General features: G+C 60.2%; 19 protein-coding genes. 11 read left to right on the top strand and 8 right to left on the bottom strand.

Features of this window, described 5'->3' with window-relative positions; translation table 11 throughout:
- Positions 1-473 precede the first annotated feature (473 nt).
- Entirely contained in the window at positions 474-2,189 is a 1,716-nt protein-coding gene (locus tag OLX72_RS16540) for an extracellular solute-binding protein (RefSeq protein ID WP_433990472.1), read from the top strand.
- Between the two features lie 34 nt (positions 2,190-2,223).
- Here OLX72_RS16540 and OLX72_RS16545 read toward each other — a convergent pair whose 3' ends face one another.
- Entirely contained in the window at positions 2,224-2,847 is a 624-nt protein-coding gene (locus OLX72_RS16545) for a helix-turn-helix domain-containing protein (protein ID WP_114870097.1), read from the bottom strand.
- Positions 2,848-2,912: 65 nt separating this feature from the next.
- Here OLX72_RS16545 and OLX72_RS16550 point away from each other — a divergent pair, with 65 nt between their 5' ends.
- The 4 genes from OLX72_RS16550 to OLX72_RS16565 are packed head-to-tail and all read left to right on the top strand — an operon-like array spanning position 2,913 to position 6,628.
- Complete coding sequence (locus tag OLX72_RS16550; RefSeq protein ID WP_433989130.1) at positions 2,913-4,448, top strand: AMP-binding protein; 1,536 nt, start codon at positions 2,913-2,915, stop codon at positions 4,446-4,448.
- Positions 4,435-5,073 carry a DsbA family oxidoreductase gene (locus tag OLX72_RS16555; RefSeq protein ID WP_205389222.1) on the top strand — a complete coding sequence of 213 codons (639 nt, stop codon included), beginning with the start codon at positions 4,435-4,437 and terminating at the stop codon, positions 5,071-5,073. Before OLX72_RS16550 ends, OLX72_RS16555 begins: the two co-directional genes overlap by 14 nt.
- Positions 5,070-5,414 (top strand): potassium channel family protein, encoded by a 345-nt coding sequence (locus OLX72_RS16560; protein WP_114870094.1) that lies wholly within the window; start codon positions 5,070-5,072, stop codon positions 5,412-5,414. Before OLX72_RS16555 ends, OLX72_RS16560 begins: the two co-directional genes overlap by 4 nt.
- Positions 5,415-5,434: 20 nt before the next feature.
- The gene (locus tag OLX72_RS16565; RefSeq protein WP_433990473.1) at positions 5,435-6,628 is read left to right on the top strand and encodes a multidrug effflux MFS transporter; all 1,194 of its coding nucleotides are present in this window, start codon (positions 5,435-5,437) and stop codon (positions 6,626-6,628) included.
- On the opposite strand, the gene mfd is transcribed toward OLX72_RS16565, so the two are convergent.
- Both mfd and OLX72_RS16575 read right to left on the bottom strand, forming a co-directional pair.
- A complete protein-coding gene (mfd, locus tag OLX72_RS16570) occupies positions 6,625-10,092 on the bottom strand; it encodes a transcription-repair coupling factor (protein ID WP_433989131.1) in 3,468 nt (1,155 codons plus the stop codon). The two genes, OLX72_RS16565 and mfd, sit on opposite strands and share 4 nt — an antisense overlap.
- Before the next feature lie 2 nt (positions 10,093-10,094).
- The gene (locus OLX72_RS16575) at positions 10,095-10,619 is read right to left on the bottom strand and encodes a component of SufBCD complex (RefSeq protein WP_433989132.1); all 525 of its coding nucleotides are present in this window, start codon (positions 10,617-10,619) and stop codon (positions 10,095-10,097) included.
- Positions 10,620-10,737: 118 nt separating this feature from the next.
- Here OLX72_RS16575 and hemB point away from each other — a divergent pair, with 118 nt between their 5' ends.
- From hemB to OLX72_RS16590, 3 genes are all read left to right on the top strand, one after another.
- Positions 10,738-11,745: a porphobilinogen synthase gene (gene hemB / locus OLX72_RS16580; RefSeq protein ID WP_114872240.1), complete on the top strand. Its 1,008-nt coding sequence runs from the start codon at positions 10,738-10,740 to the stop codon at positions 11,743-11,745.
- Positions 11,746-11,781: 36 nt separating this feature from the next.
- Positions 11,782-12,390: a DJ-1/PfpI family protein gene (locus OLX72_RS16585; protein WP_433989133.1), complete on the top strand. Its 609-nt coding sequence runs from the start codon at positions 11,782-11,784 to the stop codon at positions 12,388-12,390.
- Between the two features lie 135 nt (positions 12,391-12,525).
- Positions 12,526-13,101, top strand: a complete 576-nt coding sequence (locus tag OLX72_RS16590; RefSeq protein ID WP_114872239.1) for a YSC84-related protein — start codon at positions 12,526-12,528, stop codon at positions 13,099-13,101.
- An 81-nt stretch (positions 13,102-13,182) separates the two neighbouring features.
- On the opposite strand, the gene OLX72_RS16595 is transcribed toward OLX72_RS16590, so the two are convergent.
- Complete coding sequence (locus tag OLX72_RS16595; protein ID WP_114870090.1) at positions 13,183-14,055, bottom strand: NAD(P)-dependent oxidoreductase; 873 nt, start codon at positions 14,053-14,055, stop codon at positions 13,183-13,185.
- A gap of 83 nt (positions 14,056-14,138) precedes the next feature.
- Between OLX72_RS16595 and OLX72_RS16600 the strand changes: the two genes are divergently transcribed.
- Both OLX72_RS16600 and OLX72_RS16605 read left to right on the top strand, forming a co-directional pair.
- Complete coding sequence (locus tag OLX72_RS16600) at positions 14,139-16,616, top strand: penicillin acylase family protein (RefSeq protein ID WP_433989134.1); 2,478 nt, start codon at positions 14,139-14,141, stop codon at positions 16,614-16,616.
- A gap of 224 nt (positions 16,617-16,840) precedes the next feature.
- A complete protein-coding gene (locus OLX72_RS16605) occupies positions 16,841-17,281 on the top strand; it encodes a hypothetical protein (RefSeq protein ID WP_114870088.1) in 441 nt (146 codons plus the stop codon).
- A 41-nt stretch (positions 17,282-17,322) separates the two neighbouring features.
- Here the strand turns inward: OLX72_RS16605 and hflX are convergent, their stop codons facing one another.
- The 4 genes from hflX to trkA form a co-directional block, all read right to left on the bottom strand.
- The gene (gene hflX, locus OLX72_RS16610) at positions 17,323-18,594 is read right to left on the bottom strand and encodes a GTPase HflX (RefSeq protein WP_433989135.1); all 1,272 of its coding nucleotides are present in this window, start codon (positions 18,592-18,594) and stop codon (positions 17,323-17,325) included.
- Positions 18,594-18,833 carry an RNA chaperone Hfq gene (gene hfq, locus OLX72_RS16615; protein ID WP_007119530.1) on the bottom strand — a complete coding sequence of 80 codons (240 nt, stop codon included), beginning with the start codon at positions 18,831-18,833 and terminating at the stop codon, positions 18,594-18,596. Before hfq ends, hflX begins: the two co-directional genes overlap by 1 nt.
- A 151-nt stretch (positions 18,834-18,984) precedes the next feature.
- Complete coding sequence (locus tag OLX72_RS16620; protein ID WP_433989136.1) at positions 18,985-20,532, bottom strand: TrkH family potassium uptake protein; 1,548 nt, start codon at positions 20,530-20,532, stop codon at positions 18,985-18,987.
- 3 nt (positions 20,533-20,535) lie between these two features.
- The gene (gene trkA / locus OLX72_RS16625) at positions 20,536-21,912 is read right to left on the bottom strand and encodes a Trk system potassium transporter TrkA (protein ID WP_114870085.1); all 1,377 of its coding nucleotides are present in this window, start codon (positions 21,910-21,912) and stop codon (positions 20,536-20,538) included.
- A 155-nt stretch (positions 21,913-22,067) separates the two neighbouring features.
- Here trkA and OLX72_RS16630 point away from each other — a divergent pair, with 155 nt between their 5' ends.
- A complete protein-coding gene (locus OLX72_RS16630; protein WP_114870084.1) occupies positions 22,068-22,538 on the top strand; it encodes a hypothetical protein in 471 nt (156 codons plus the stop codon).
- Positions 22,539-22,547: the final 9 nt, after the last annotated feature.

Here is a 22,547-nt window from a genome sequence, read left to right on the forward strand (position 1 = left end):
ACCGTGACAGAACCACAGCGCGGGCCGCGGTTCTGATTTCTGCGCCTCACAGGGTCGCAAAAAGAATCGGTATTGTGCGCCCCTGCAGGTCCGATTTCTGTGGTGTGTCGTGCCGGTATGTGTAGAACCGCCCCTTGAATGATGGGCCAGTAAACAAAAGGTCCGGGCGAAAAAAAACGCCCGCACGAAGCGGGCGTTAAGTTATTGAGGCAGGTTTCATACAGGCAAGAAACCTATCGAGCAGTGCCTTCCTTATAAGCAATTCCGAGCCTGCATCCAAGCTAAAAGTTTGAAAAGACATGAAACTGCCGTTACCGTCTGCGCAAACAAAACAAGGGCAGAGCAGGATTGTTGCCAAAGTGCGATCAGTTTATTTCCAACCCGTCGGCGGTTTTCTGCGTCTTTATGCGCTGATTCTTGCCGCTATGTTATTCGCCAACATCGGGCATGGTGCGCCGCAACATGCCATAGCTATGTATGGCACCCCCGACCTACCACCTGATTTTGTGTCGCTGCCCTATGCCAATCCAGATGCACCCAAAGGCGGGCGTATCGTTCTGGGCAACACCGGCGGCTTTGACTCACTCAATCCGTTCGTGCGCAAAGGCACGCCGCCCTGGCAACTTCGGTTTTTTGCGTACGAGTCTCTGATGGGGCGCAGTTGGGACGAACCGTTCACGCTTTACGGTCTTTTGGCCGAATCGATTGAGGTCGGAGCGAATCGCGAATGGGTGGAATACACCCTGCGCCCCGAGGCGCGGTTTTCGGATGGCAGCCCCGTCACAGTCGAGGATGTGATCTGGTCCTACGAGGTGTTGGGCACCCAGGGCCACCCGCGCTATCACGGTTTGCGATCCCAGATCGAAACCATCGAACAGACCGGCCCCCGGTCGCTGCGCCTGACCTTTAACACCGCGGACCGCGAACTGGCGCTGATCGCCGGACTTCGCCCCATTCTGAAAAAAGCGCAATGGGATGGCATTGATTTTGCCGAAGCGGCGCTGGACACCATTCCCATCGGCAGCGCGCCCTATTCCGTCAGCCGGTACGAGGCGGGGCGCTATGTCATCTTGACCCGCAACCCTGATTATTGGGGCAAGGATCTGCCGTTGCGGCGCGGCACCCATAATCTGGACGAAATCCGGATCGACTTTTTCGGCGACAATTCCGTTCTGTTCGAGGCGTTCAAGGCCGGCAACCTGACTGTCTTGCGCGAGTTCAATGCCGAAAAGTGGGACAGCCAGTATGATTTTCCGGCGGTGCAGCGCGGTGATGTGGTGAAATCCGAAATTCCCCATTCCAAACCATCGGGGATGACGGGATTTGTCATGAACACGCGGCGTGCGCCATTTGACAATCTGGATGTGCGCGATGCCTTAATCCACGCGTTCAATTTCGAATTCATCAACGACACGTTTACCGGTGGCGCGCAGCCGCGCATCACCTCGTATTTCTCGAATTCCGAACTGGCGATGCAATCGGGCGCGGCAACTGGCCGTGTGGCCGAATTGCTGGCGCCGTTTACAGGCACTCTGCCGCCTGACGCGCTGGATGGATATGCCCTGCCCCAGGGTGATGGATCAGCCCGTAACCGTGTCAACCTGCGCAAGGCGACCGATTTGTTCGAACGCGCGGGATGGACCGTGCAGAACGGTGTGCTGCGCAATGCGCAAGGGGCCGCGTTCTCATTCACCATTCTTCTGAAACAGGGGGATACGGAAAGCCAGTCGATTGCCGAACTTTATGTTTCGGCCTTGGCACGTCTGGGTATTCAGGCCGATATCGAAACCGTGGACAATGCCCAGTTCACCGGGCGCACCACCGAATTTGATTTCGACATGACATCGTTCCGGCGCGAACTGTCCCTGTCACCGGGAAATGAACAAAGGTTTTACTGGGGCTCTGCCAATGCGGACGCGCCCGGATCGCGCAATCTGATGGGGATGAAATCGCCCGCGGCGGACGCGATGATTGATGTGTTGCTGACATCGGAAAGCCGCGATGATTTTGTCGCAGCGGCGCGCGCGCTGGATCGGGTGCTGACGACGGGACGATATGTCATTCCGTTCTGGCAATTCACGGTCGGGCGCATCGCGCATGTCAGGGAATTGCGTTTTCCCGATCGCCTGCCTGTCTATGGCGACGGGCCGAATTTCATGCCCGAAGTTTGGTGGTACGATCCAAGCTAGGGCGCACGCGCACAACGCGGGGCCACCTGCGCCATCAGGACAGCGATGTCACCCATAAAATCGAAGCGTCCTCGTCGCTGAGCGAAACAACATTATGCCCCATCGCCGCATCATAATAGGCGCTGTCGCCACGGCGCATTTCGACGGGTTCGTAAAATTCGGTGTAAAGGCGGATCACGCCTGTCAGCACATACAGAAACTCTTCGCCATCGTGGCGCACCCAGCCGTCGAATTCATCCATGCTGCGGGCGCGCACCCGGGCGCGGTAGGGCAGCATTTGTTTCTTGGTCAGCGTGTCGCCCAAAAGCTCGTGCTCGTATGTGGTGGTGGCACGCACTGCGCCGCTGCCTGATTTGGTCACGGCCATGCGCCCGTTGACGCGGCTTTTCTGCGGGGCGGTGAACAATTGCGGCACCGATATCTCCAGACCAGTCGCCAGTTTCTTCAACGCCTCGTAGGTCGGGGACATCTGGCCGTTTTCGATCTTGCTGAGTGTCGAACGGGCAAGCCCGGCCTGACGGGCAGCCTGTTCCAGCGTCCAGTCGCGGGCTTTGCGCAACTGACGCACGCGCGCGCCCAGATCCAAAGGTTCGGCGGTCTCGTCCTGGCCGTTTTCACGGGCAATCCGGATCAGGTTTTTGGGGTCATCTGCGTTCATGCGTGCGTCTATAGAACTGCATCGGGGTACTTGCAACGGGCGCGCCTGCGGGCTAGCGGTTGGGCATGTTGTCTGTCTTTGATCACGGGCCGCCGCCGCCCTGCCCCGCCCCGTTCAACCTTGCTGCCTATGTTCTGGGCGCGGCCCGCGATGTCCCGGACAAAACCGCCCTGTCGATCCTGTCGCTGTCGGGATCGCAGGACTGGACCTATGCGCAACTGGAACAGGCCGTTCTGGGTGTTGCACAGGGGTTGCGCGATCAAGGTCTTGCACCGGGTGCACGCGTGCTGATGCGGTTGGGCAATTCGGTTGATTTCCCGATTGTCTATCTGGGTGCGATCGCCGCCGGTCTGGTTCCGGTGCCAACCTCAAGCCAGCTGACCGAACCCGAGGTTGCGGCGATCCTGTCCGATCTGGAACCGCAGGCGGTGCTGCGTGATCCTGCAATTGCCTGCCCGGATCATTCCGGCACAGTGCTTCTGGAGAAGGTAAAGACTTTTTTTGACAATCCGGTCGAGGCCGGGAAATTCGCCTTTGACATGGCTGATCCTGACCGGATCGCATATATCATCTACACTTCCGGTACGTCGGGCAAGCCGCGTGCGGTGGCACATGCGCATCGGGCGATCTGGGCGCGGCGCATGATGATGCGTGACTGGTATGCTCTGAAACCGGATGACCGGATGCTGCACGCGGGCGCATTTAACTGGACCTATACGCTGGGCACCGGCCTGATGGATCCCTGGACCCTTGGCGCCACAGCCCTGATCCCCGGTTCCGACGTGGCCCTGCACGACCTGTCCGATTTGATCGCTGTTCATCGCGCGACCATTTTCGCGGCCGCGCCCGGGGTCTACCGGAAAATCCTGTCGGAAACGCCGGTGATCGTGGCACCCGATCTGCGCCACGGGCTGAGCGCGGGGGAAAAGCTGCCGCAACGGGTGCGCGAGGCGTGGCATGTGGCCACCGGCACGCAGGTCTACGAGGCATACGGCATGTCGGAATGTTCCACTTTTATATCATCGGGTCCGGCGCGTCCGGCGCGCGGAGATGCGTTGGGCACGCCGCAGGTCGGGCGCTGCGTTGCGATACTGGGCGATGACGGCCCGGCGCCACAGGGACAGGAAGGCACCATTGCCATTCGCCGCGATGATCCGGGGCTGATGCTGGAATATGTGAACGCCCCCGAGGATACGGCGGCGCGGTTTCACGGCGACTGGTTCATGACCGGTGATCAGGGCGCGATGGCGGTTGACGGTCAGATCACCTATCTGGGGCGCGCCGATGATATGATGAACGCGGGCGGTTATCGTGTGTCCCCGCTTGAGGTCGAGGCAGCGCTGTCTGACATGCCGGGCATCGACGCGATCGGCGTCATCGATGTCGAGGTGAAACAGGACGTGCGACTGATCGCGGCATTTTACACCGGGCCAAAGCGACTGGACGATGCGGCGCTGGACAGGTATGCCCGGTCCAAACTCGCCCGCTACAAACAACCGCGCGCTTTTGTGCACCTGCCGCAGCTGCCGACAGGGGCCAACGGAAAATTGCTGCGCCGCGCCTTGCGCGCCTATTATGAGGTTTCAGATGATCAAGCTTGATATCATGTCCGACCCGATTTGCCCGTGGTGCTATATTGGCAAGACCTATCTGGATCAGGCACTGGCGCAACACCCTGACCATCCGTTCACCATCGAATGGCACCCCTTTCAGCTGAACCCCGACATGCCGCGCGAGGGTATGGACCGGCGCGCCTATCTTGAGGGCAAGTTTGGCGGCAAGGAACGCGCCGCTGCAGCCTATGCACCGGTGGTTGAACATGCGCAAAAAGCCGGTCTTGTGATCAATCTGGACAAGATGGAGCGCACGCCCAACACGCTGGATGCGCACCGCCTGATCCATTGGGCCGGTATAGAAGGCCGCCAGACTGCGGCGGTTTCGCAATTGTTTCAGGCCTATTTTGTCGATGGCGCGGATATTGGCGACACCGAAGTTCTGGCCGATATCGCTGATGGCATCGGCATGGACGCGTCTGTTGTTATGCGCCTGCTGCAATCGGATGCAGATATCGAAGACATCCGCGCGCGCGATGCCCATTCGCGCGAGATGGGGATTTCGTCGGTCCCGACCTTCATCGTGGATGGCAAACACGCGGTGCCGGGCGCACAACCACCGGAACTCTGGGCGCGGGTGATCGCAGAGGTGCAGGAGAACACCGCGTCATGACATGGGCCCGTCCTGTCACGCTGATTTCCGCCCTGATCACGGTGATCGTTTCGGGGACGGTATTTTTCCATCTTGTTGAAGGCTGGAGCCTGCTGGATTCCTATTTTTTCACGGTCGTGACCCTGTCCACGGTCGGGTACGGATCAATTGTACCCGTCACCGCACTGGGCAAGATCGGCACGACGGTCCTTATTTTTACCGGACTGGGTATTTTCGCCGTGGCCATTCAGCAATTCGGCGAATTCACGCTGCGCCGCCGGATGCGCAAACGTGCCAAACGGATCGAGGAAAGCGAAGAAGCGTATATCAAGGCCGAGACAGGCAAGGACACTGACGCGTGAGCGATGCGCGCACCAACACGATGGGGCGGGTCGAGTTCATCACGCTGTGTGCGATGATGTTCGCCACCATCGCGTTTTCGATTGATGCGATGTTGCCCGCCCTGCCCAGCATCGGGGCCGAACTAAGCCCGGATGCCCTGAACCGGGCCCAGTTGATCGTCACCTCGTTTGTTCTGGGCATGGGCATTGGCACCGCGTTTACTGGCCCGCTGTCGGATGCGTTCGGGCGCAAGCCGGTTATTCTGGCCGGCGGGGCCTTGTATATCATTGGGGCGGCGGTCGCTTGGGCCAGTTCATCGCTTGAATGGGTTTTTGCCGCGCGTATTGCGCAGGGGTTGGGGGCTGCGGGGCCGCGCATTGCGACGATGGCGGTGATCCGCGATTTCTATTCCGGCCGGGAAATGGCCAAGCTTGTTTCATTCGTGATGATCATCTTTACCCTTGTGCCGGCCTTTGCGCCGCTTTTGGGGGCGGGCATCATTGCGCTGTTTGGCTGGCGCAGTATCTTTGTTGCATTCATCCTGTTCTCGCTGGTCAGCATGGTGTGGATGTCGGTCCGGCTGGGTGAATCCCTGCCGGTGGAAAACCGGCGGCCTTTTCGGGCGGGTTTGTTGTGGGTCGCCATCAAGGAACTGTTCGCCCATCCGGCGGTGCGCATGTCGATGCTGGTGCAAACGCTGATCTTCGGCATGTTGTTTTCCATGCTCAGTTCGGTGCAGCAGATTTTTGATATTTCGTTTCAGCGCGGCGCAGAGTTTCCGTTCTGGTTTGGCGGCATTGCCCTGCTGTCGGGCACGGCAGGATTTTTGAATGCGGCGCTGGTGATGCATATCGGAATGCGGCGTCTGGTGACGGTATCGCTGTCCGTGCAAGTCGCCCTTTCGAGCCTGATGCTGGTCTTGTGGCTGATGCAACCGCCCCAAAGCATACAGTTCGGGGCCTTCATGGTCTGGCAGTTCTCGGTGTTTTTCATGATGGGAATGACCATCGGCAACCTGAATGCCATTGCGATGGAACCGATGGGGCATATCGCGGGCATGGCGGCGTCGGTGATGGGGGCGGTATCAACCGTGCTGGCGGCGGTGATCGCGGCCCCTGTCGGTCTGGCCTTTGACGGCACGCCCCTGCCTCTGATCATCGGTGTTCTGGTTATGGCAATCGTGGCGGCCGGTCTGATGCTGTCACTCCAACGGACCGAGGAACAACCGGTCTAACCCTGTTTGGCCTTGGCCTTTTTCTGTTCTGCAATCGCCTTTTCGGCCAGGTCGCGTGCAATCGCGAACGCGCCCTTGATCTTGTCGCTGTCTTTTTTCCAGTCGCGCCGGACCACGATCTTGTTGTCCTTGACCTTGGCCAGCCCGCGCTGATCGGTGATGAAATCAACCAACCCCTGGGGCGAGGCATATTTGTCATTGTGGAACTGGATCGTCGCGCCCTTGGGGCCGCCATCCAGCTTGGCAATACCGGCGCGTTTGCACATCGCCTTGATCCGCACGACCAGCAGCAGAGTATTCACCTCTTTGGGCAGCGGGCCAAACCGGTCGATCAATTCGGCGGCGAAACCTTCCAGTTCGACCTTGGTGCTAAGCTCGGACAGGCGGCGATAAAGGCCCAGTCGCACATCCAGATCGGGCACATAGGGTTCCGGTATCAGGACGGGCACGCCGAGGTTGATCTGGGGCGCCCATTGATCGTCTGCCGCGCTCAGCCCCTCCAATTCGCCCGCCTTGATCTTGGCAATCGCCTCTTCCAGCATGGATTGATAGAGTTCGAAGCCGACATCACGCATCTGGCCGGATTGTTCTTCGCCCAACAGGTTTCCTGCGCCGCGAATGTCCAGATCCTGACTGGCAAGGGTAAAGCCTGCCCCCAATGTATCGAGCGATCCCAGAACCCGCAGCCGTTTTTCCGCAGCCGGGGTCAGTTTGGCGCGCGGTTTCGTGGTCAGATACGCATAGGCGCGGGTTTTCGAACGGCCCACCCGCCCCCTGATCTGGTAAAGCTGCGACAGGCCGAACATATCGGCGCGGTGGATGATCATGGTGTTGGCCGACGGAATATCCAAACCGGATTCGACAATCGTTGTGGCCAGCAACACATCGTACTTGCCGTCGTAAAACGCGTTCATGCGGTCATCCAGTTCACCCGCTGCCATCTGGCCATGGGCGATAACCACGCTGACTTCGGGCACCTGTTCGGCCAGAAAAGTTTCGATCTCGGGCAGATCGGCAATACGGGGCACCACGAAAAACGACTGTCCGCCGCGATAATGTTCGCGCAACAGCGCCTCGCGCAGGGTCACGGCATCAAATTCGCTGACATAGGTGCGGATTGCCAGCCGGTCGATCGGGGGCGTGCCGATAATGCTAAGGTCGCGCACGCCCGACAGGGACAATTGCAAGGTGCGCGGGATCGGTGTCGCGGTCAGCGTCAGCACGTGGATATCGGTGCGCAACTGTTTCAGCCGTTCCTTGTGGCTTACGCCAAAATGCTGTTCTTCGTCGATCACCAGCAGGCCCAGGTTTTTGAACCGGATGGATTTCGCCAGCAGCGCGTGGGTGCCGATGACAATATCCACCGTGCCCCGGCTGATGCCGTCCCGCGTGGCCTGCGCGTCCTTGGCACTCACGAAGCGTGACAGGGGCCGCACCTCGATCGGGAAGCCGCGAAACCGTTCGGCAAAGGATTTGTAATGCTGGCGCGCCAGCAGCGTTGTCGGGGCGATGATTGCGACCTGCACGCCGGACATGGCCGCCACAAAGGCCGCGCGCATCGCCACCTCGGTCTTGCCAAAGCCGACATCGCCGCAAATCAGCCGGTCCATCGGCGATCCGCTGTGCATGTCGTCCAGCACTTCGCCGATCGCGCGCATCTGGTCATCGGTTTCGGTATAGGGAAAGCGGGCGCTGAACGCATCCCACATGCCCGGCGGCGGATCCATGATCGGTGCGCGGCGCAGGGCGCGTTCTGCGGCGACGCGGATCAGACGGTCGGCCATTTCGCGAATACGTTCTTTCAGTTTGGCCTTTTTGGCCTGCCATGCGCCCCCGCCCAACCGATCCAGCAGGCCTTCTTCGTGGCCGTATCGCGACAGCAGTTCGATGTTTTCCACCTGCAGGTACAGACGTGCCTGTTCGGCATATTCCAGCAACAGGCATTCATGCGCTGCACCTGCGGCGGTGATCACTTCCATGCCGTGATAGCGCCCGATGCCGTGATCGACATGCACCACCAGATCGCCGGGTGACAAGCTTTGGGTTTCGGTCAGAAAGTTTTCGGCACGCCGTTTCTTGCGCGGAGCGCGGATCAGCCTGTCGCCCAGAACGTCCTGTTCCGAAATCACGGTCAGCCCGGGGGCCTCAAAGCCATGTTCCAGCGCCCATACCGCCAGATGCAGCCCCCGTTTGCCGATGCGCGTGGCATCGGTGATCGGGATTGTTTCGGCCAGCCCTTCGTCTTCGATCAAGCCGCTTAGCCGTTCCCGCGCGCCTTGTGAATAACTGGCGACAACCACGGGGCCTGTGTCCAGTTTCTTCCTGATGTGATCCGCCAGCGCGCCGAACAGGCTGATGTTTTCCAATTGCCGCTCGGGCGAGAAATTGCGCCCGATGCGCCCGCCCGCGTCCAGCACGTTCGGGCCGGTTGCCTGTGGCAGCGGATTAAGCTGGATCACCCGCCGGTCCGCAACCGCGGTGGTCCATGTCGCATCATCCAGATACAGGCTGGCCGGTGGCGCCGGCTTGTACACCGTGTTCAGGTGCGATTTTTCCGACATTGCGATTTTGCGGGTTTCATACTGGTCCACGATCGCATCCCAGCGCGACAGCCGCGTCGGGGTGATCTGGTCATCCAGCGTGATGCTGGCCTTGGGCAGGTAATCGAACAGGGTTTCCAGCTTTTCGTGAAAGAACGGCAACCAGTGTTCCGCGCCCTGATGTTTGCGCCCCGCACTGACCGCCTCGTACAGGGGATCATCAGTGCCCGCCGCGCCGAATTCGATACGATAGTTCTGGCGAAACCGCGTGATCGCGGCCTCGTCCAGTATCACCTCGGACACCGGCGCAAGTTCGATCATGTCCAGCTTTTCGGTCGTGCGCTGTGTTGCCGGATCGAACCGGCGCGCGCCGTCCAGCACATCGCCGAACAGATCCAGCCGCACCGGCCCCAGATCGCCCGGCGGATAGATGTCGATGATCCCGCCGCGCACCGCGTAATCGCCCGGTTCCAGAACGGTCGGGCTTTGGCTGAACCCCATGCGGGCCAGAAATGCGCGCAACGCGGCTTCGTCAATACGCGCACCGACCTGCGCCTTGAACGCGGCCTCGCGCAGGATGGTGCGCGCGGGCACGTACTGGCTGGCGGCGTTCAGGGTTGTCAGCAGCACATATTGCGGTGGCATCCCATGGACCAGACCGGCCAGCGCGGCCATCCGCGTTGCTGAAATATCGGCGTTGGGCGATACGCGGTCATAAGGCAGGCAATCCCAGCCGGGAAAGGTGACAACGGGCATATCGGGGGCAAAAAACGCCAGCGCCGCGCGCATTGCGACCATACGTTTGTCATCGCGCGCGATATGCAGAACCGGCGCACCCGCGTCCGCCAGTTCCTTCAGGATCAGCTTTGCGTCATAGCCTTCCGGTGCGCCGCCAAGCGTTATATGAAAGCCGTTGTTTGACATTGTCAGCCGAACGGACCCAGCGACAGGTTCTGGAACATGCCCCACATGGCGGTCAGAAAGATCGAAATCATGCCGATAAACTGGGTGAAGAACCGGTGCCGCCCCAACCGCCGGTGCAGCGCTTCGCCAACCAGATGTTCGGTTTCGATCAGCCGCGCCGTTGACAGTGACAAAAGCCCGACAATCGACATCGGGAACAGCAGCAAAAACACGGCCTGGGCAAATTCGACGTCGTACATGAACCCGGTGATAGCCAGCGCGGTCAGGAAAAAGCAGCCAAACCCCAAAAGCCACAGCCCCGAAACGCGCGCGACATAAAGCAGTCGGTTCACATTGATACGCACCAGATCTTCCAGATCGGTTTCGACCTGTCCGCCCTGCCGGCGGGCACGCAGCACAAGATCATAGGGAACGCCGATGACCCAGTGGCTGGCGGTTGACCACATCACAGCCAATGCGATCCAGAACCACAGGTTCGAAAACGAACGCATGTCGATCAGTTCAAATACAGTTTGGTGCCAGTCCAAGGGGAGCCTGCTTTGCAATCTTTTGCCTCTCTTAGCGGGGCGGCGCGGCAATTCCTACCCTTGTGAAGCCTGTTTTTCCGTGTCAGGCCTAAACAAGTTCAAGAACAGAGTGATCCAGATGAAACCGACCGTTGCCCCCTTTCCCGCCGCACGCCTGCGCCGCACCCGTCAAAGCGCCCCGATGCGCGCGCTTGTGCGGCAAAATACGCTCAGCGCCGATGATTTCATCTGGCCGCTTTTCGTGCGCAGTGGCGAGGGTGTGGAAGAGCCGGTGACCTCCATGCCTGGTGTGATGCGGCGCAGTGTGGACCGGATTGTCGAGGCTGCTAAACAGGCCGCTGATCTGGGGATTCCGGCGATTTGCCTGTTTCCTTACACCGAACAAAAAGACCGCACCGAAGAATGCGCCGAAGCGTGGAACCCCGACAACCTGTCCAACCGTGCCACACGCGCGATCAAGGCCGCCGTGCCAGATATTGCCGTCATGACGGATGTGGCGCTGGACCCCTACAACATCAACGGCCATGACGGTTATGTCGTGAATGGCGAGATTCTGAATGATGAAACGGTTGCGGCGCTGGTGAAAATGGCGCTGGCACAGGCCGAAGCCGGGGCCGATATTATCGGGCCGTCCGATATGATGGATGGCCGGATCGGTGCGATCCGCAATGCGCTTGAAACCGGCGGGCACCACAACGTCATGGTGATGTCTTATGCCGCCAAATACGCCAGTGCGTTTTACGGGCCGTTCCGGGATGCGGTCGGCGCGTCGGGCGCGCTGAGCGGGGACAAGAAAACCTATCAGATGGACCCGGCCAATTCGGACGAGGCGCTGCGCCTGATCGAACGCGACCTGATGGAAGGTGCCGATATGGTCATGGTCAAACCCGGCATGCCCTATCTGGATATCTGCCGCCGCGTCAAAGACAGCTTTGGCGCACCGACATTCGCCTATCAGGTGTCGGGCGAATACGCGATGATCAAGGCCGGAGCACAGAATGGCTGGATCGACGGTAAAAAGGTGATGATGGAAAGCCTGATGGCGTTCAAACGGGCCGGATGTGATGGCATCCTGACCTATTTCGCCCCGGATGCCGCGCGTCTTTTGAACGGGACCAAGGGGTAGGCACGCGCCCTGCCCGCGAATTGAAAGGGTCACGACATGCGCACAATCGGTGCTTTGATATTTCCCGGTTTCGAACTGCTGGACCTGTTTGGACCGATGGAAATGTTCGGCCATCTGGCGGATGATTTCGATCTGACACTTGTGGCGCAGGATCGCGGCGCGGTGCGCAGCGCGCAGAAACTCGCCGCCGTCGCCGAAGCCGGCACCGGGGACGGGACACAATATGACATCCTGTTTGTACCCGGCGGCCCGGGCGTGCGGCCGGGTCTGAACGATACTGATCTGCTGGACTGGATCGCGCGCACGGCGCAACAGGCCGAATATGTGCTGAGCGTGTGCACAGGTTCTGCCCTGCTGGCCAAGGCGGGTGTGCTGGACGGGCGGCGCGCAACCTCGAACAAGGCGGCGTTTGACTGGGTCGTGTCGCAGGGTCCGGACGTGGATTGGCAGCGGCAGGCCCGGTGGGTGCAGGATGGCCGGTTTTTCACCTCGTCCGGTGTGTCGGCGGGCATGGACATGACGCTGGCCGTGATCGAACATCTGCACGGTACGGAACAGGCCGAAGACGTGGCGCTGATCTGTGAATATGAATGGCACCGCGATGCCGCGCGCGATCCGTTTACTCTGGCGCACGGTCTGGTCTGACCGGATCTTCGGCGTCCAAAGGGCAGCATGCCGCCCATTGCCATTCTTTGGCGTGACACATCGGCGTTATCGGCGTATAAACGCCGACAAGACCGGATAAACCGGCTGAACAGGCAACAATTACAGGCAAAACATATGAAAAATCACGATTCCTCCCGTCTGACCCGGCGCGGGTTTACTCTTGCGGCATTCTCTGGCGTTGCGTTGACTGCGGCATGTGGCAACGGCGTGGGCAGTTCCGGCCCCGGCACGATCGACGCGCGCGTTGATGCAACCCTTGACCAGATGTACCGCCAATACCCCAACACGGTTGACCTTTCCCAGAAGGCCAACGGGATGCTGGTGATGCCGCTGGTGACCGAAGCCGGGTTTATCTACGGCGGCGCCTATGGGCGCGGTGCGCTGCGGGTTGGCGGCACGACAGTGGATTATTATTCCACCACCAAGGCCAGCGCCGGTTTGCAGATCGGCGCCCAGCAATACGCGCATGTGCTGTTCTTCATGACAGACGACGCGCTGATGGATTTTCGCCGTTCGCCCGGATGGGCCGTGGGCGCGGGTGTGGAATACGTGATTTCCGATCAGGGCGACGGATTGGCCGCCGAAACCACCACCGCGCTAGCACCGGTTCTGGCGGCGGTGTTCGGCCGCGCCGGATTGCTGGTCGGCGCGACGCTGGAAGGCACAAAATACACGCGGATCATTCCGTAAGACTTTGATTTTAGGTTTGAAAAGGCGGGCATCTAGCCCGCCTTTTTTGCTGCCTGATCCGGTCCGAACCCGAAGGCCCGTTTACCCCATCGCGCGCAGGCGTCTGATCAGGCTGGATGTATCCCAGCGCCCGCCACCCAGTTTCTGCACGTCCTTGTAGAACTGATCGACCAGCGCCGTGACCGGCAGGCTGGCGCCGGTGTCATTGGCGGTGTCCAGACAGATGCCCAGATCCTTGCGCATCCAGTCCACCGCGAACCCGTGATCGAACTTGTCGTCCAGCATGGTTTCATAGCGGTTCGACATCTGCCAGCTGCCCGCGGCACCCTGGCTGATCACCTCGACAACGGCGCGCCCGTCCAGACCGGCCTTTTCCGCGAAATGCAGCGCCTCTGACAGGCCCTGCACCAGACCGGCAATGGCGATCTGGTTGCACATCTTGGTCATCTGGCCGGCGCCGCTGGTGCCGATCCGGCGGCAGGTTTTGGAATAGGCCGCCATCACCGGTTCCGCGCGGGCATATTCGGCCTCATCGCCACCGCACATGATCGACAGCACACCGTTTTCCGCGCCGGCCTGCCCGCCGGACACCGGCGCGTCGACAAAGGCGATATCGGCGGATTTGGCGGTTGCGTATAGTTCATGGGTGACAGCCGCCGAAACAGTGGTGTGATCGACAAAAACGCTGCCCGCATCCATCCCGGTAAACGCGCCGTCATCGCCCAGACAGACCGAGCGCAGATCATCATCATTGCCCACGCACGCCATCACGAATTCAGCGCCCTTTGCCGCCTCGCGCGGGGTCGCGGCATGCTGGCCGCCATGGGACTTGGCCCAGGCCTGCGCCTTGGACGCGGTCCGATTATAAACCGTGACGTTGTGGCCTTTTGCCTGTAGATGGGCCGCCATCGGACCACCCATAACCCCCAGACCCAGAAACGCGACGTTTGCCATGTGCTTTCCCCTTGAATTCTTTTTGGTTACGCATTGTGTCTGGCTAAACTTGCATCCATGACGGGTAAAGAAAAGGGGGCTTGATGCCAACGCTGTTCCAATGGCTGCTTCGCATTGCATCGGGTCTGATCGGCCTGATCGTGCTGGGGGCTGTCGTGGTGTATTATCTCGCGTCCCGTTCCCTACCCGATTACGACAAGACGCTGCGGGTTGCCGATATCAGCGCCCCTGTCGAGGTGGTGCGTGACAACGCCAATGTGCCCCATATCTTTGCTGCGCCGGATGCGCCGGACACGGATGTGTATTTCGGGCTTGGCTATGCCCACGCGCAGGACCGGCTGTGGCAGATGACAATGCTGCGCCGCACGGTGCAGGGCCGGTTGTCAGAGCTGTTCGGTGAACGCACCGTATCCATCGACAGTCTGGTGCGGCGGCTGGACCTTTACGCGCTGTCTGTCAAATCGGTCGAGGTGCAAACCCCCGAAACGCGCGCTGCCCTGTCGGCCTATGCGGCTGGCGTGAATTCGCGGCTGGCGGAAATCAACATTGATGCGCTGGGGCGCGGCGCGCCGGAAATGTTCGTGTTCAATGCCCCGATTGCCCCGTGGCAGCCGGCAGATTCGATTGCGATCATCAAGTTGATGGCGCTGCAACTGTCCTCGCATCTGGAGGAAGAGGTATTGCGCGCGCGCACGTCGCTGATCCTGCCGGATGAAAACAGGTTGCGTGATATCCTGCCTGATGTTCCGGGATCAGGTGTTGCCGCCCTGCCCCGTTACTCTGCCCTTGTACCGGGCCCGGTGCCGCGCTTCGCACAGGCCAGCCCGATGCCGCAAACACAAACGTCGCCGTTCAAACGCCGTGGCCTTGCCGGCGCGTCGAACGCCTGGGCCGCCGCCCCGTCGCGCAGCGCATCGGGGGGCACATTGCTGGCCAATGATCCCCATCTTGGCCTGACAGCGCCTTCGATCTGGTATCTGGCGCGGCTGGAACTGGCGTCTGGCGGTGTGATCGGGGCCACCATTCCCGGCGTGCCGGTGGTGATGACAGGGCGCAGTGCGACACTGGGTTGGGGCATTACGTCGTCCTATCTGGACGATCAGGATCTGTTCATCGAAAAAATCAATCCGGACAATCCGGAAGAATACCAGACGCCCGCCGGGTTTCGCCCCTTCGTGACCCGCAAATCCATTGTCGAGATCAAGGACAGCACGCCGATCACGCTGACATTGCGCTGGACGGAAAACGGCCCGGTTCTGCCCGGTTCGCATTACGGATTGTCCACCATCACACCCCCCGGTCACGTTGTTTCGCTGGCATGGACCGCGCTAAGCCCCAAAGACACTACAATGAGTGCGGCAATCGCCCTGATGGGGGCGCAAACCGTGCGCGACGGGCTGGAACTGAGCGAAGACTATATCGCCCCCTCGCAGAACCTGACGCTGGCCGACCAGTCCGATATCGCGATGAAAACGATCGGCGCGATGCCGCGCCGCAACGCCGAGCATCAAAGCCAGGGGCGGTTGCCTTCGCCGGGGTGGCGCCACGAAAACCGCTGGCAGGGTCGGTTGCCCTTCAGCGACAACCCGCATTTCATCGCCCCTGTTGGCGGTATCCTTGGCAATACCAACAACAAGACGATTGATCGCCCGTTTCCCAAACATGTGTCTTATGTCTGGGGTGACAGTCAGCGTATCCAGCGCTGGCAGCGCCTGATGCAGTCGCGTCAGGTTCACACCCGCGACAGTTTTATCGAGGCCCAGCTTGATCCGGTCAGTGCGACGGCACGAACGTTGTTGCCGCTGATCGGGGCCGAATTATGGTTCACCGGCGAAGCGGCCCCCGATGGTACCGCCGAGCGCCAGCGCCAGCGCGCGTTAACATTGCTGGCCAGCTGGAATGGTGAAATGAACGAACATTTGCCCGAGCCGCTGATCTATGCGGCGTGGTTGCGCGCGCTGCAAACCCGCCTGATACAGGATGAGCTGGGACCGCTGGCGGTTGAATTCGACCATGTGGAACCGCTGTTTATCGAACGCGCATTTCGGGACGTGGATGGCGCATCCGTATGGTGCGATGTTCTGCAAAGCGCACCAGTGGAAACCTGCCCCGACATGGCGCGGCTGGCGCTGGATGATGCGCTGGTCTGGATCGGTGAAAAACACGGCCCCGCACTGGAAAGCCTGCGCTGGGGCGATGCGCATCAGGCCACCCATGATCACCCGGTTCTGGGCGAGGTGCCGGTGCTGCGCTATTTCGTGAACATCCGCCAGTCCACCAGCGGCGGCGACAATACGCTGCAACGCGGGCGCACCAGCGGGCAGGATCCGGACCCGTTCCAGAATGTGCACAGCGCCGCCTATCGCGGGGTCTATGATTTTGCCGATCCCGACAGTTCGGTTTTCGTCACCTCGACCGGTCAATCGGGGCATTTCCTGTCGCGCCACTATGACGATCTGGCGCAGCTGTGGCGGCGCGGTGAATACATCCCGATGTCACTGGATGAAAACCTGGCCCGCGCCGCATCCGTCGGCGTGACCCGCCTTATCCCGGCCGAGTGAACATCGGCATAGACAGGGCTGCAGGCACAGCCCGGCCCTTTGCCATTGAAGCAAGGAGAGAACCAACGCCAGATCGACGGGGCCTGACACGGCCCGAACCGTGGTTGGTGAAGGTGAAGCTTTCGGACTGTTTGGGCGATTTTGCGCCGATGCGCAGGCAAAAACGTTCAAAATCGCTATAACACCCGCCCGAGGGGCTGTTTCTTTTGAAAAAGGAAACGTCCATGGGATGCCCTTCACCAACCACGGAATACAAATTCGAATTTCTGTCTGCCAGTGGCGTCGGCGGGTCCGAAGGCACGATCAGCGCGGGATGCCCTGCCTATGATCAGGCTCTGGCGGATCAGGCGTTTCTGAAGGCCAAAGAGGCTTTTGCGCGTTATCTTGAGCGCAAACATACCGATCCGTGCGGGCCAGATTGCCGTATTCACACCACGACAGATTGGATACCGGTGCCCAATCTGCCCAATCAAACCAAGGTCAAGCGGATCTTCTTTTCCATCGAATGCCCCGAAGGCGATGGCGGCATGAAAACCTGCCTTTATTCCTTTGAAATGATATTTTCCTACAGGGTTTTGCAACGCACTGTTACGTGCATCCCGTTTCTGGGCGGACCGAACGATTTTTTCCTGGAACCCATTTCACTGGAAGGCGATTGCCATTGATCGCGCCGTGACGGGGGTGTCTGGGCGTAAACCCGACAGCATCAAAGCCGTTCGAAATCCTGCTTTTGCCGTGCGCTCCAGCGGACGGTGATGTCAAACCCGTCTTCGCCCTGCGCCTCGTCCTGCACGATATCCTGCGCGAACAGCCAGGCGCGTTTCTTGCCTTGGGAAAACGGCAGTGTCAGGGTTTCGGTGGTTTTGACGCCGACCAGAATATCGGCAATGGCGGCAAGCAGGTCATCTATCCCCTCGCCCGTGACGGCAGAGATCGCAAAGCGCGTTTCGTCGCGCGCGGCGCGGGCGCGCATGGCTTCTTGCGCCTCAGGGGTCAGCAGATCGATCTTGTTCCATATTTCGATCAGGGGCCGGTCTTCATCAATGCCAAGCGATGTCAGGATATCCATCACGTCACGGGCCTGCGCCTCGCTTTCGCCATGGGATATGTCGCGCACGTGGCAGATCAGGTCGGCGCCCAGGACTTCTTCCAGCGTGGCGCGGAAGGCTGCGACCAGTTCGGTGGGCAGATCGCTGATGAAACCCACCGTGTCCGACAGGATGATTTCCGGCCCATCGGGCAGCACAACCGACCGCATCGTCGGATCCAGTGTGGCAAACAGCATATCCTTGGCCATGACATCGGCCCCTGTCAGACGGTTAAACAGGGTGGATTTGCCGGCGTTGGTATACCCCACAAGCGCAACAATCGGGTAAGGCACCTTGGCGCGCGCGGCGCGGTGCAGTGTGCGGGTTTTGACCACCTTGTCCAACTGGCGGCGCAGGCGCACCAACTGGTCGTCAATGGCGCGCCGGTCCGCTTCGATCTGGGTTTCACCGGGACCACCAACAAATCCCAGCCCGCCACGCTGGCGTTCCAGGTGGGTCCAGGCCCGCACCAGCCGTGTGCGCTGATAGGACAGCGCGGCCATTTCGACCTGCAACACACCTTCCTTGGTGCGGGCGCGATCACTGAAAATCTCAAGGATCAGACCGGTCCGGTCCAGCAGCTTTACGCCCCAGGCCTTTTCAAGATTGCGTTGCTGCACCGGGCTGACCGGCCCGTCGACCAGAACCAGTTCAACCTCGTCGGCTTCGAATTTCTGGCGCAGTTCCTCGATCTTGCCCTTGCCAAACAGCATGCCTGCATGGGCCTTGGGCAGGCGTACCACATCGGCGCCGACAACCTGAAGTTCGGCCAGCGCATCGGCAAGCGCAATCGCTTCGGCCAATGCCGGTTCGGCGGGCCGGCGGGAATGGTCTGATTTCAGGTCAGGATGCAACACCCATGCGCGGGTGACGGCACGCTCGTGTTCCATCAAGAGGCGTCTTCGCCCTCATACAGGCTGATCGGCTGGGATGGCATGATCGTCGAAATCGCATGCTTGTAAACAAGCTGGGATTGGCCGTCACGACGCAGAAGAACGCAGAAATTATCGAACCACGTAATCACGCCTTGCAGCTTTACGCCATTGATCAGGAAGATAGTCACGGGCACTTTGGTTTTGCGCACGTGGTTCAGGAACGCGTCCTGAAGGTTCTGTCTGTCCGAAGCCATTATTACTCGCCTTTGTTCTTTTTCACGCTGCGGATCAGCGTATTCCCTCGCACACACCAGTATGTAGCGGCAAATGGGGAGTTTCCAGCCCAAAAAACAATCCGTTACGCTCCGAACGCAATTGTCGCATCTTGGGCACAACTTATTGCGGCTAACTGCGCCACAAATCCGGGGTCAGAAGGGCAATAATGGCAAGGGTTTCCAGACGCCCCAGAACCATGGCAGCGCACAGTACGCCCTTGGCCCACGGGCCAAGCTGAACAAGGCTGACGGGGGCCTCGGACGCTGACTGGATCAGGGGACCGGTTGTCGACAATGTCGCGATGCTCAGGACCACGGCATTTTCGAAATCAACGCCCAAAGCCGTCAGAACCACCGTCACCAGCGCCAGAGACAGGGCAAACAGCATGAAAAAGATCCATGCGATATAGGCGCCGTCGCGCTGGATTCGGCGGGTGCGCTGGCCGCCGCCGCTGACCGATGAAGGATGCACAAGCCGTTCCATTTCGCGCAACCCGTGCAGATAAAGCGCATAGACCCGCAGCAGTTTCACGCCACCCGCCGTTGTCGCCACACCGCCCCCGGTCAGCGCCAGACCCATCAGGATCAGGCCCGGCGTGCTGAGGCCCGACCAGTTTTGCGATGTGCCCCAGTCGGCGCTTTCAAATCCGGTGGTGGTCAGGAATGACAGGACCGTGAACATCGACCCCCAGAACGCCTGTGCGGCCTTCAACAGGCTGTCGCCCTCGCGCACCTCAAGCGATCCCATCCAGTGGCGCAGCAGCAGCAGAACCGGCACTCCAATGACCAGCATCATGCCGATGCGGAATTCGGGATCGGACAGAATGCCGGTTCCGCCGGTGGTGACGGTATCGGTGGAAAATGTCAGACGTGACAAGGCAAACAGCATGAACAGGAACATGACCGCCTCGCCGGTGAAACCCGACGCGCCGTTCTGCACCCCGCCAATGGGGGAAATGCCGCTGGTCGCCATTACCGACATGGCATGGCACAGCGACACCAGCGACGTATCCCCGCCCAGCAACAACAACACCCACAACACCAACGTCAGACCGGCGTAAATCGGAAACAACACTATTGTGATGCGCAGCAACCGGGTGCGCGGGTCAGACCGCCCCACACGGTCGCCGCGTGCTTCGGACATCCGGCCGGGCTGGGCGCGCGCGGTCACTTCGAACCCGCCAAGGTTCAGCGGGGCCAGAATGGCCGATGCGGCGATCCACATGACCAGCCCGCCCATCCAGCCGACCTGCGCCCGCCACAGGTGCAACCCGCTCGAAAGGCGCGTCGGATCTTCGAACATGGTGGCGCCGGTGGTGGTGATGGCGCTGACCATTTCGAAATAGGCATTCAGAAAACTGGTGGTTTGCAGCGCGTCATAGAACGGGATCGCCAACAGCACGGGCAGAAAGGCGAACATCGAAAACAGCGACATCAGCTGGCCAAGCGTGCCGTGCCGGCTGCGCCGGCCGCTCATCGCGATGGCAATCATGGCAGTGGTGATCAGGCCCAGCGTGCCGGCATAGAAAAAGGTGCGCGAATCCGTGTGATTGGTCAGGATCAGCGAATAGGCAGCAGGCACGTACATCGAGGCAGAGCCACATCCGACCAGCAACAGAAACAGCGGCAGGTTCAGCAAAATGTCCAGAAAACGGGATGGGCTGGCTGAACGGGGCATGGATCAGAAGAAATCGATCGACACCTGAAGCAGGCGTTCGACTTCGGGGACATCCTTGGCCATCGCAAACAGGGCAATGACATCGCCTTCTTCCACTCTGGTATCGCCTGTGGGTCGGATCACTTCGTGGCTTTTCATGACAGCCCCGACCAGCACGCCTTCGGGAAAGTCGATATCACTGATTTTCTGGCCTGCTATGGGTGATGTTGACAGAACTTCGGCTTCGATCACCTCGGCTTCGGCATCGCCGATGGAATAGACACCGCGCACCCGTCCGTGGCGGATATGGCGCAGGATCGAACTGACGGTGGTGGCGCGCGGGTTGATGTAGGCATCAATGCCCAGCGGCCCCATCAGGGGAACCAGCGTCGGATCGTTGATCAGCGCAATGGCATAGGCGCAGCCTTCGGATTTGGCACGTACGGCAGCCAGCATGTTGGTCTTGTCGTCATCCGTGACGGCCAGCATCGCATCGGCGCGGCTGATCCCGGCCTCGTTCAGCAGGGCGGCATCCAGACCATCGCCGTTCAGCACAATCGTGCGTTCCAGAGCCTCGGCGGCCATTTCTGCGCATTTCCGGTTTTTTTCGATCACCTTGACCCGCACGCGGGTTTTCAGCTGTTCCAGTTGCAATGCCACGGTCAGGCCGACATTGCCGCCCCCGACCATCACGATACGGTCCTGTTTCTTGTGGGTCTTGCCGAATATTTCCATCGTGCGGCGCACGTCTTCGACATGGCTGAACACGTAGCAATCATCACCGACAAACAACTGGTCGTTGGCTTCGGGGGCGAACAGCGTGCCATCGCGGCGGACACCGACGACAATGGCGCGCAGGGTGGAAAACAGATCGGTCAACTGGCGCAGCGGTGTGTTCACCACGGGGCATTCTTCTTCGATCGTGATCCCCAGCAACTGGGCCTGCCCTTCCATGAAAATTTCAGTGTCAAAGGCATCCGGGGCCGACAGGCGCTGCATGGCTGCTGCCGCAACCTCGCGTTCGGGGCTGATCACCACATCGATCGGCATGTGATCGCGCCGGTAAAGATCGGAATAGATCGCATCCAGATAGGATTGACTGCGGATGCGGGCAATCTTGCGGTTCACGCCAAAGACGGAATGGGCGACTTGACAGGTGACCATGTTCACTTCGTCGGAATGGGTGGCCGCGATGACCATATCCGCGTCCCGCGCGCCTGCTCGGTCCAGAATGTTGGGATAGCTTGCATATCCCGCAATGCCCTGCACATCCAGCGTGTCGGTGGCGCGGCGCACCAGATCGGGGTTGCTGTCGACGACGACGACATCGTTGCGTTCGCCTGACAGATGGCGCGCGATCTGCCAGCCAACCTGACCTGCCCCGCAAATGATGACCTTCATACCATATGCCCTTTGGTGTGCGAAAAACCCACCGTGAACAGCGTGTTTTTCTGAACTTGTTGAATGACAGAAGGGTTAGAAAGGGTCAAATTGTTTGTCATTTGTCGCCCGCTGCGGCACCCTGGAGCGGCTTCATCCCGATAAGGACAAGACCCATGCGATCCCTGCTGTTTGCCCTGTTTTTTCTGGCCCTGGGGGCCTGCGCCACACCGCTGGAACTGTACTACAAACCCGGCGCCGACGTGACACGCATGCAGACCGAAGAGACCAAGTGCGAGGTTGCCGCCCTGCGCGATGCGCCTGTGGCCAGTCAGGTGCGCCAGGATCCCGGATTGTATGTTCCCGGATACCGGTCGTGCAACGGGGCGGGCAACTGCACCTATTATCCGGGGTTCTGGCGTCCGGGCCGGGTGTATTCGGTGGATGTGAACGCGCCGTTGCGGCTGCGCCTGATGGATCAGTGCATGGCTGCCAAAGGCTATCAGCGCACGCAAATTCCACAGTGTTCGCAATCAGTTGCCGGCAGTGTTTCACCTGCCGCAACCCGCACGATGCCTGCCCTTGCCGCAAATTCCTGCGTCATCCGCAACGAAGGTGGCAGTTGGCAGATCGTTAACGTGGAATAAGGGCCTGCT

This window comes from Sulfitobacter sp. TBRI5, from assembly GCF_051013555.1.
GTDB lineage: Bacteria > Pseudomonadota > Alphaproteobacteria > Rhodobacterales > Rhodobacteraceae > JL08.

Excerpts from the sequence above, each read along its gene's own strand:
- OLX72_RS16550 (WP_433989130.1), top strand. The coding sequence starts at position 2,913 with ATGTTGTCTGTCTTTGATCACGGGCCGCCGCCGCCCTGCCCCGCCCCG.
- hfq (WP_007119530.1), bottom strand. The coding sequence starts at position 18,833 with ATGGCTTCGGACAGACAGAACCTTCAGGACGCGTTCCTGAACCACGTG.
- hflX (WP_433989135.1), bottom strand. The coding sequence starts at position 18,594 with ATGGAACACGAGCGTGCCGTCACCCGCGCATGGGTGTTGCATCCTGAC.
- OLX72_RS16600 (WP_433989134.1), top strand. The coding sequence starts at position 14,139 with ATGCCAACGCTGTTCCAATGGCTGCTTCGCATTGCATCGGGTCTGATC.
- OLX72_RS16585 (WP_433989133.1), top strand. The coding sequence starts at position 11,782 with ATGCGCACAATCGGTGCTTTGATATTTCCCGGTTTCGAACTGCTGGAC.
- OLX72_RS16605 (WP_114870088.1), top strand. The coding sequence starts at position 16,841 with ATGGGATGCCCTTCACCAACCACGGAATACAAATTCGAATTTCTGTCT.
- OLX72_RS16560 (WP_114870094.1), top strand. The coding sequence starts at position 5,070 with ATGACATGGGCCCGTCCTGTCACGCTGATTTCCGCCCTGATCACGGTG.
- OLX72_RS16545 (WP_114870097.1), bottom strand. The coding sequence starts at position 2,847 with ATGAACGCAGATGACCCCAAAAACCTGATCCGGATTGCCCGTGAAAAC.
- OLX72_RS16595 (WP_114870090.1), bottom strand. The coding sequence starts at position 14,055 with ATGGCAAACGTCGCGTTTCTGGGTCTGGGGGTTATGGGTGGTCCGATG.
- OLX72_RS16630 (WP_114870084.1), top strand. The coding sequence starts at position 22,068 with ATGCGATCCCTGCTGTTTGCCCTGTTTTTTCTGGCCCTGGGGGCCTGC.
- mfd (WP_433989131.1), bottom strand. The coding sequence starts at position 10,092 with ATGTCAAACAACGGCTTTCATATAACGCTTGGCGGCGCACCGGAAGGC.
- trkA (WP_114870085.1), bottom strand. The coding sequence starts at position 21,912 with ATGAAGGTCATCATTTGCGGGGCAGGTCAGGTTGGCTGGCAGATCGCG.
- OLX72_RS16590 (WP_114872239.1), top strand. The coding sequence starts at position 12,526 with ATGAAAAATCACGATTCCTCCCGTCTGACCCGGCGCGGGTTTACTCTT.
- OLX72_RS16540 (WP_433990472.1), top strand. The coding sequence starts at position 474 with ATGTATGGCACCCCCGACCTACCACCTGATTTTGTGTCGCTGCCCTAT.
- OLX72_RS16620 (WP_433989136.1), bottom strand. The coding sequence starts at position 20,532 with ATGCCCCGTTCAGCCAGCCCATCCCGTTTTCTGGACATTTTGCTGAAC.
- OLX72_RS16555 (WP_205389222.1), top strand. The coding sequence starts at position 4,435 with ATGATCAAGCTTGATATCATGTCCGACCCGATTTGCCCGTGGTGCTAT.
- hemB (WP_114872240.1), top strand. The coding sequence starts at position 10,738 with ATGAAACCGACCGTTGCCCCCTTTCCCGCCGCACGCCTGCGCCGCACC.
- OLX72_RS16565 (WP_433990473.1), top strand. The coding sequence starts at position 5,435 with ATGGGGCGGGTCGAGTTCATCACGCTGTGTGCGATGATGTTCGCCACC.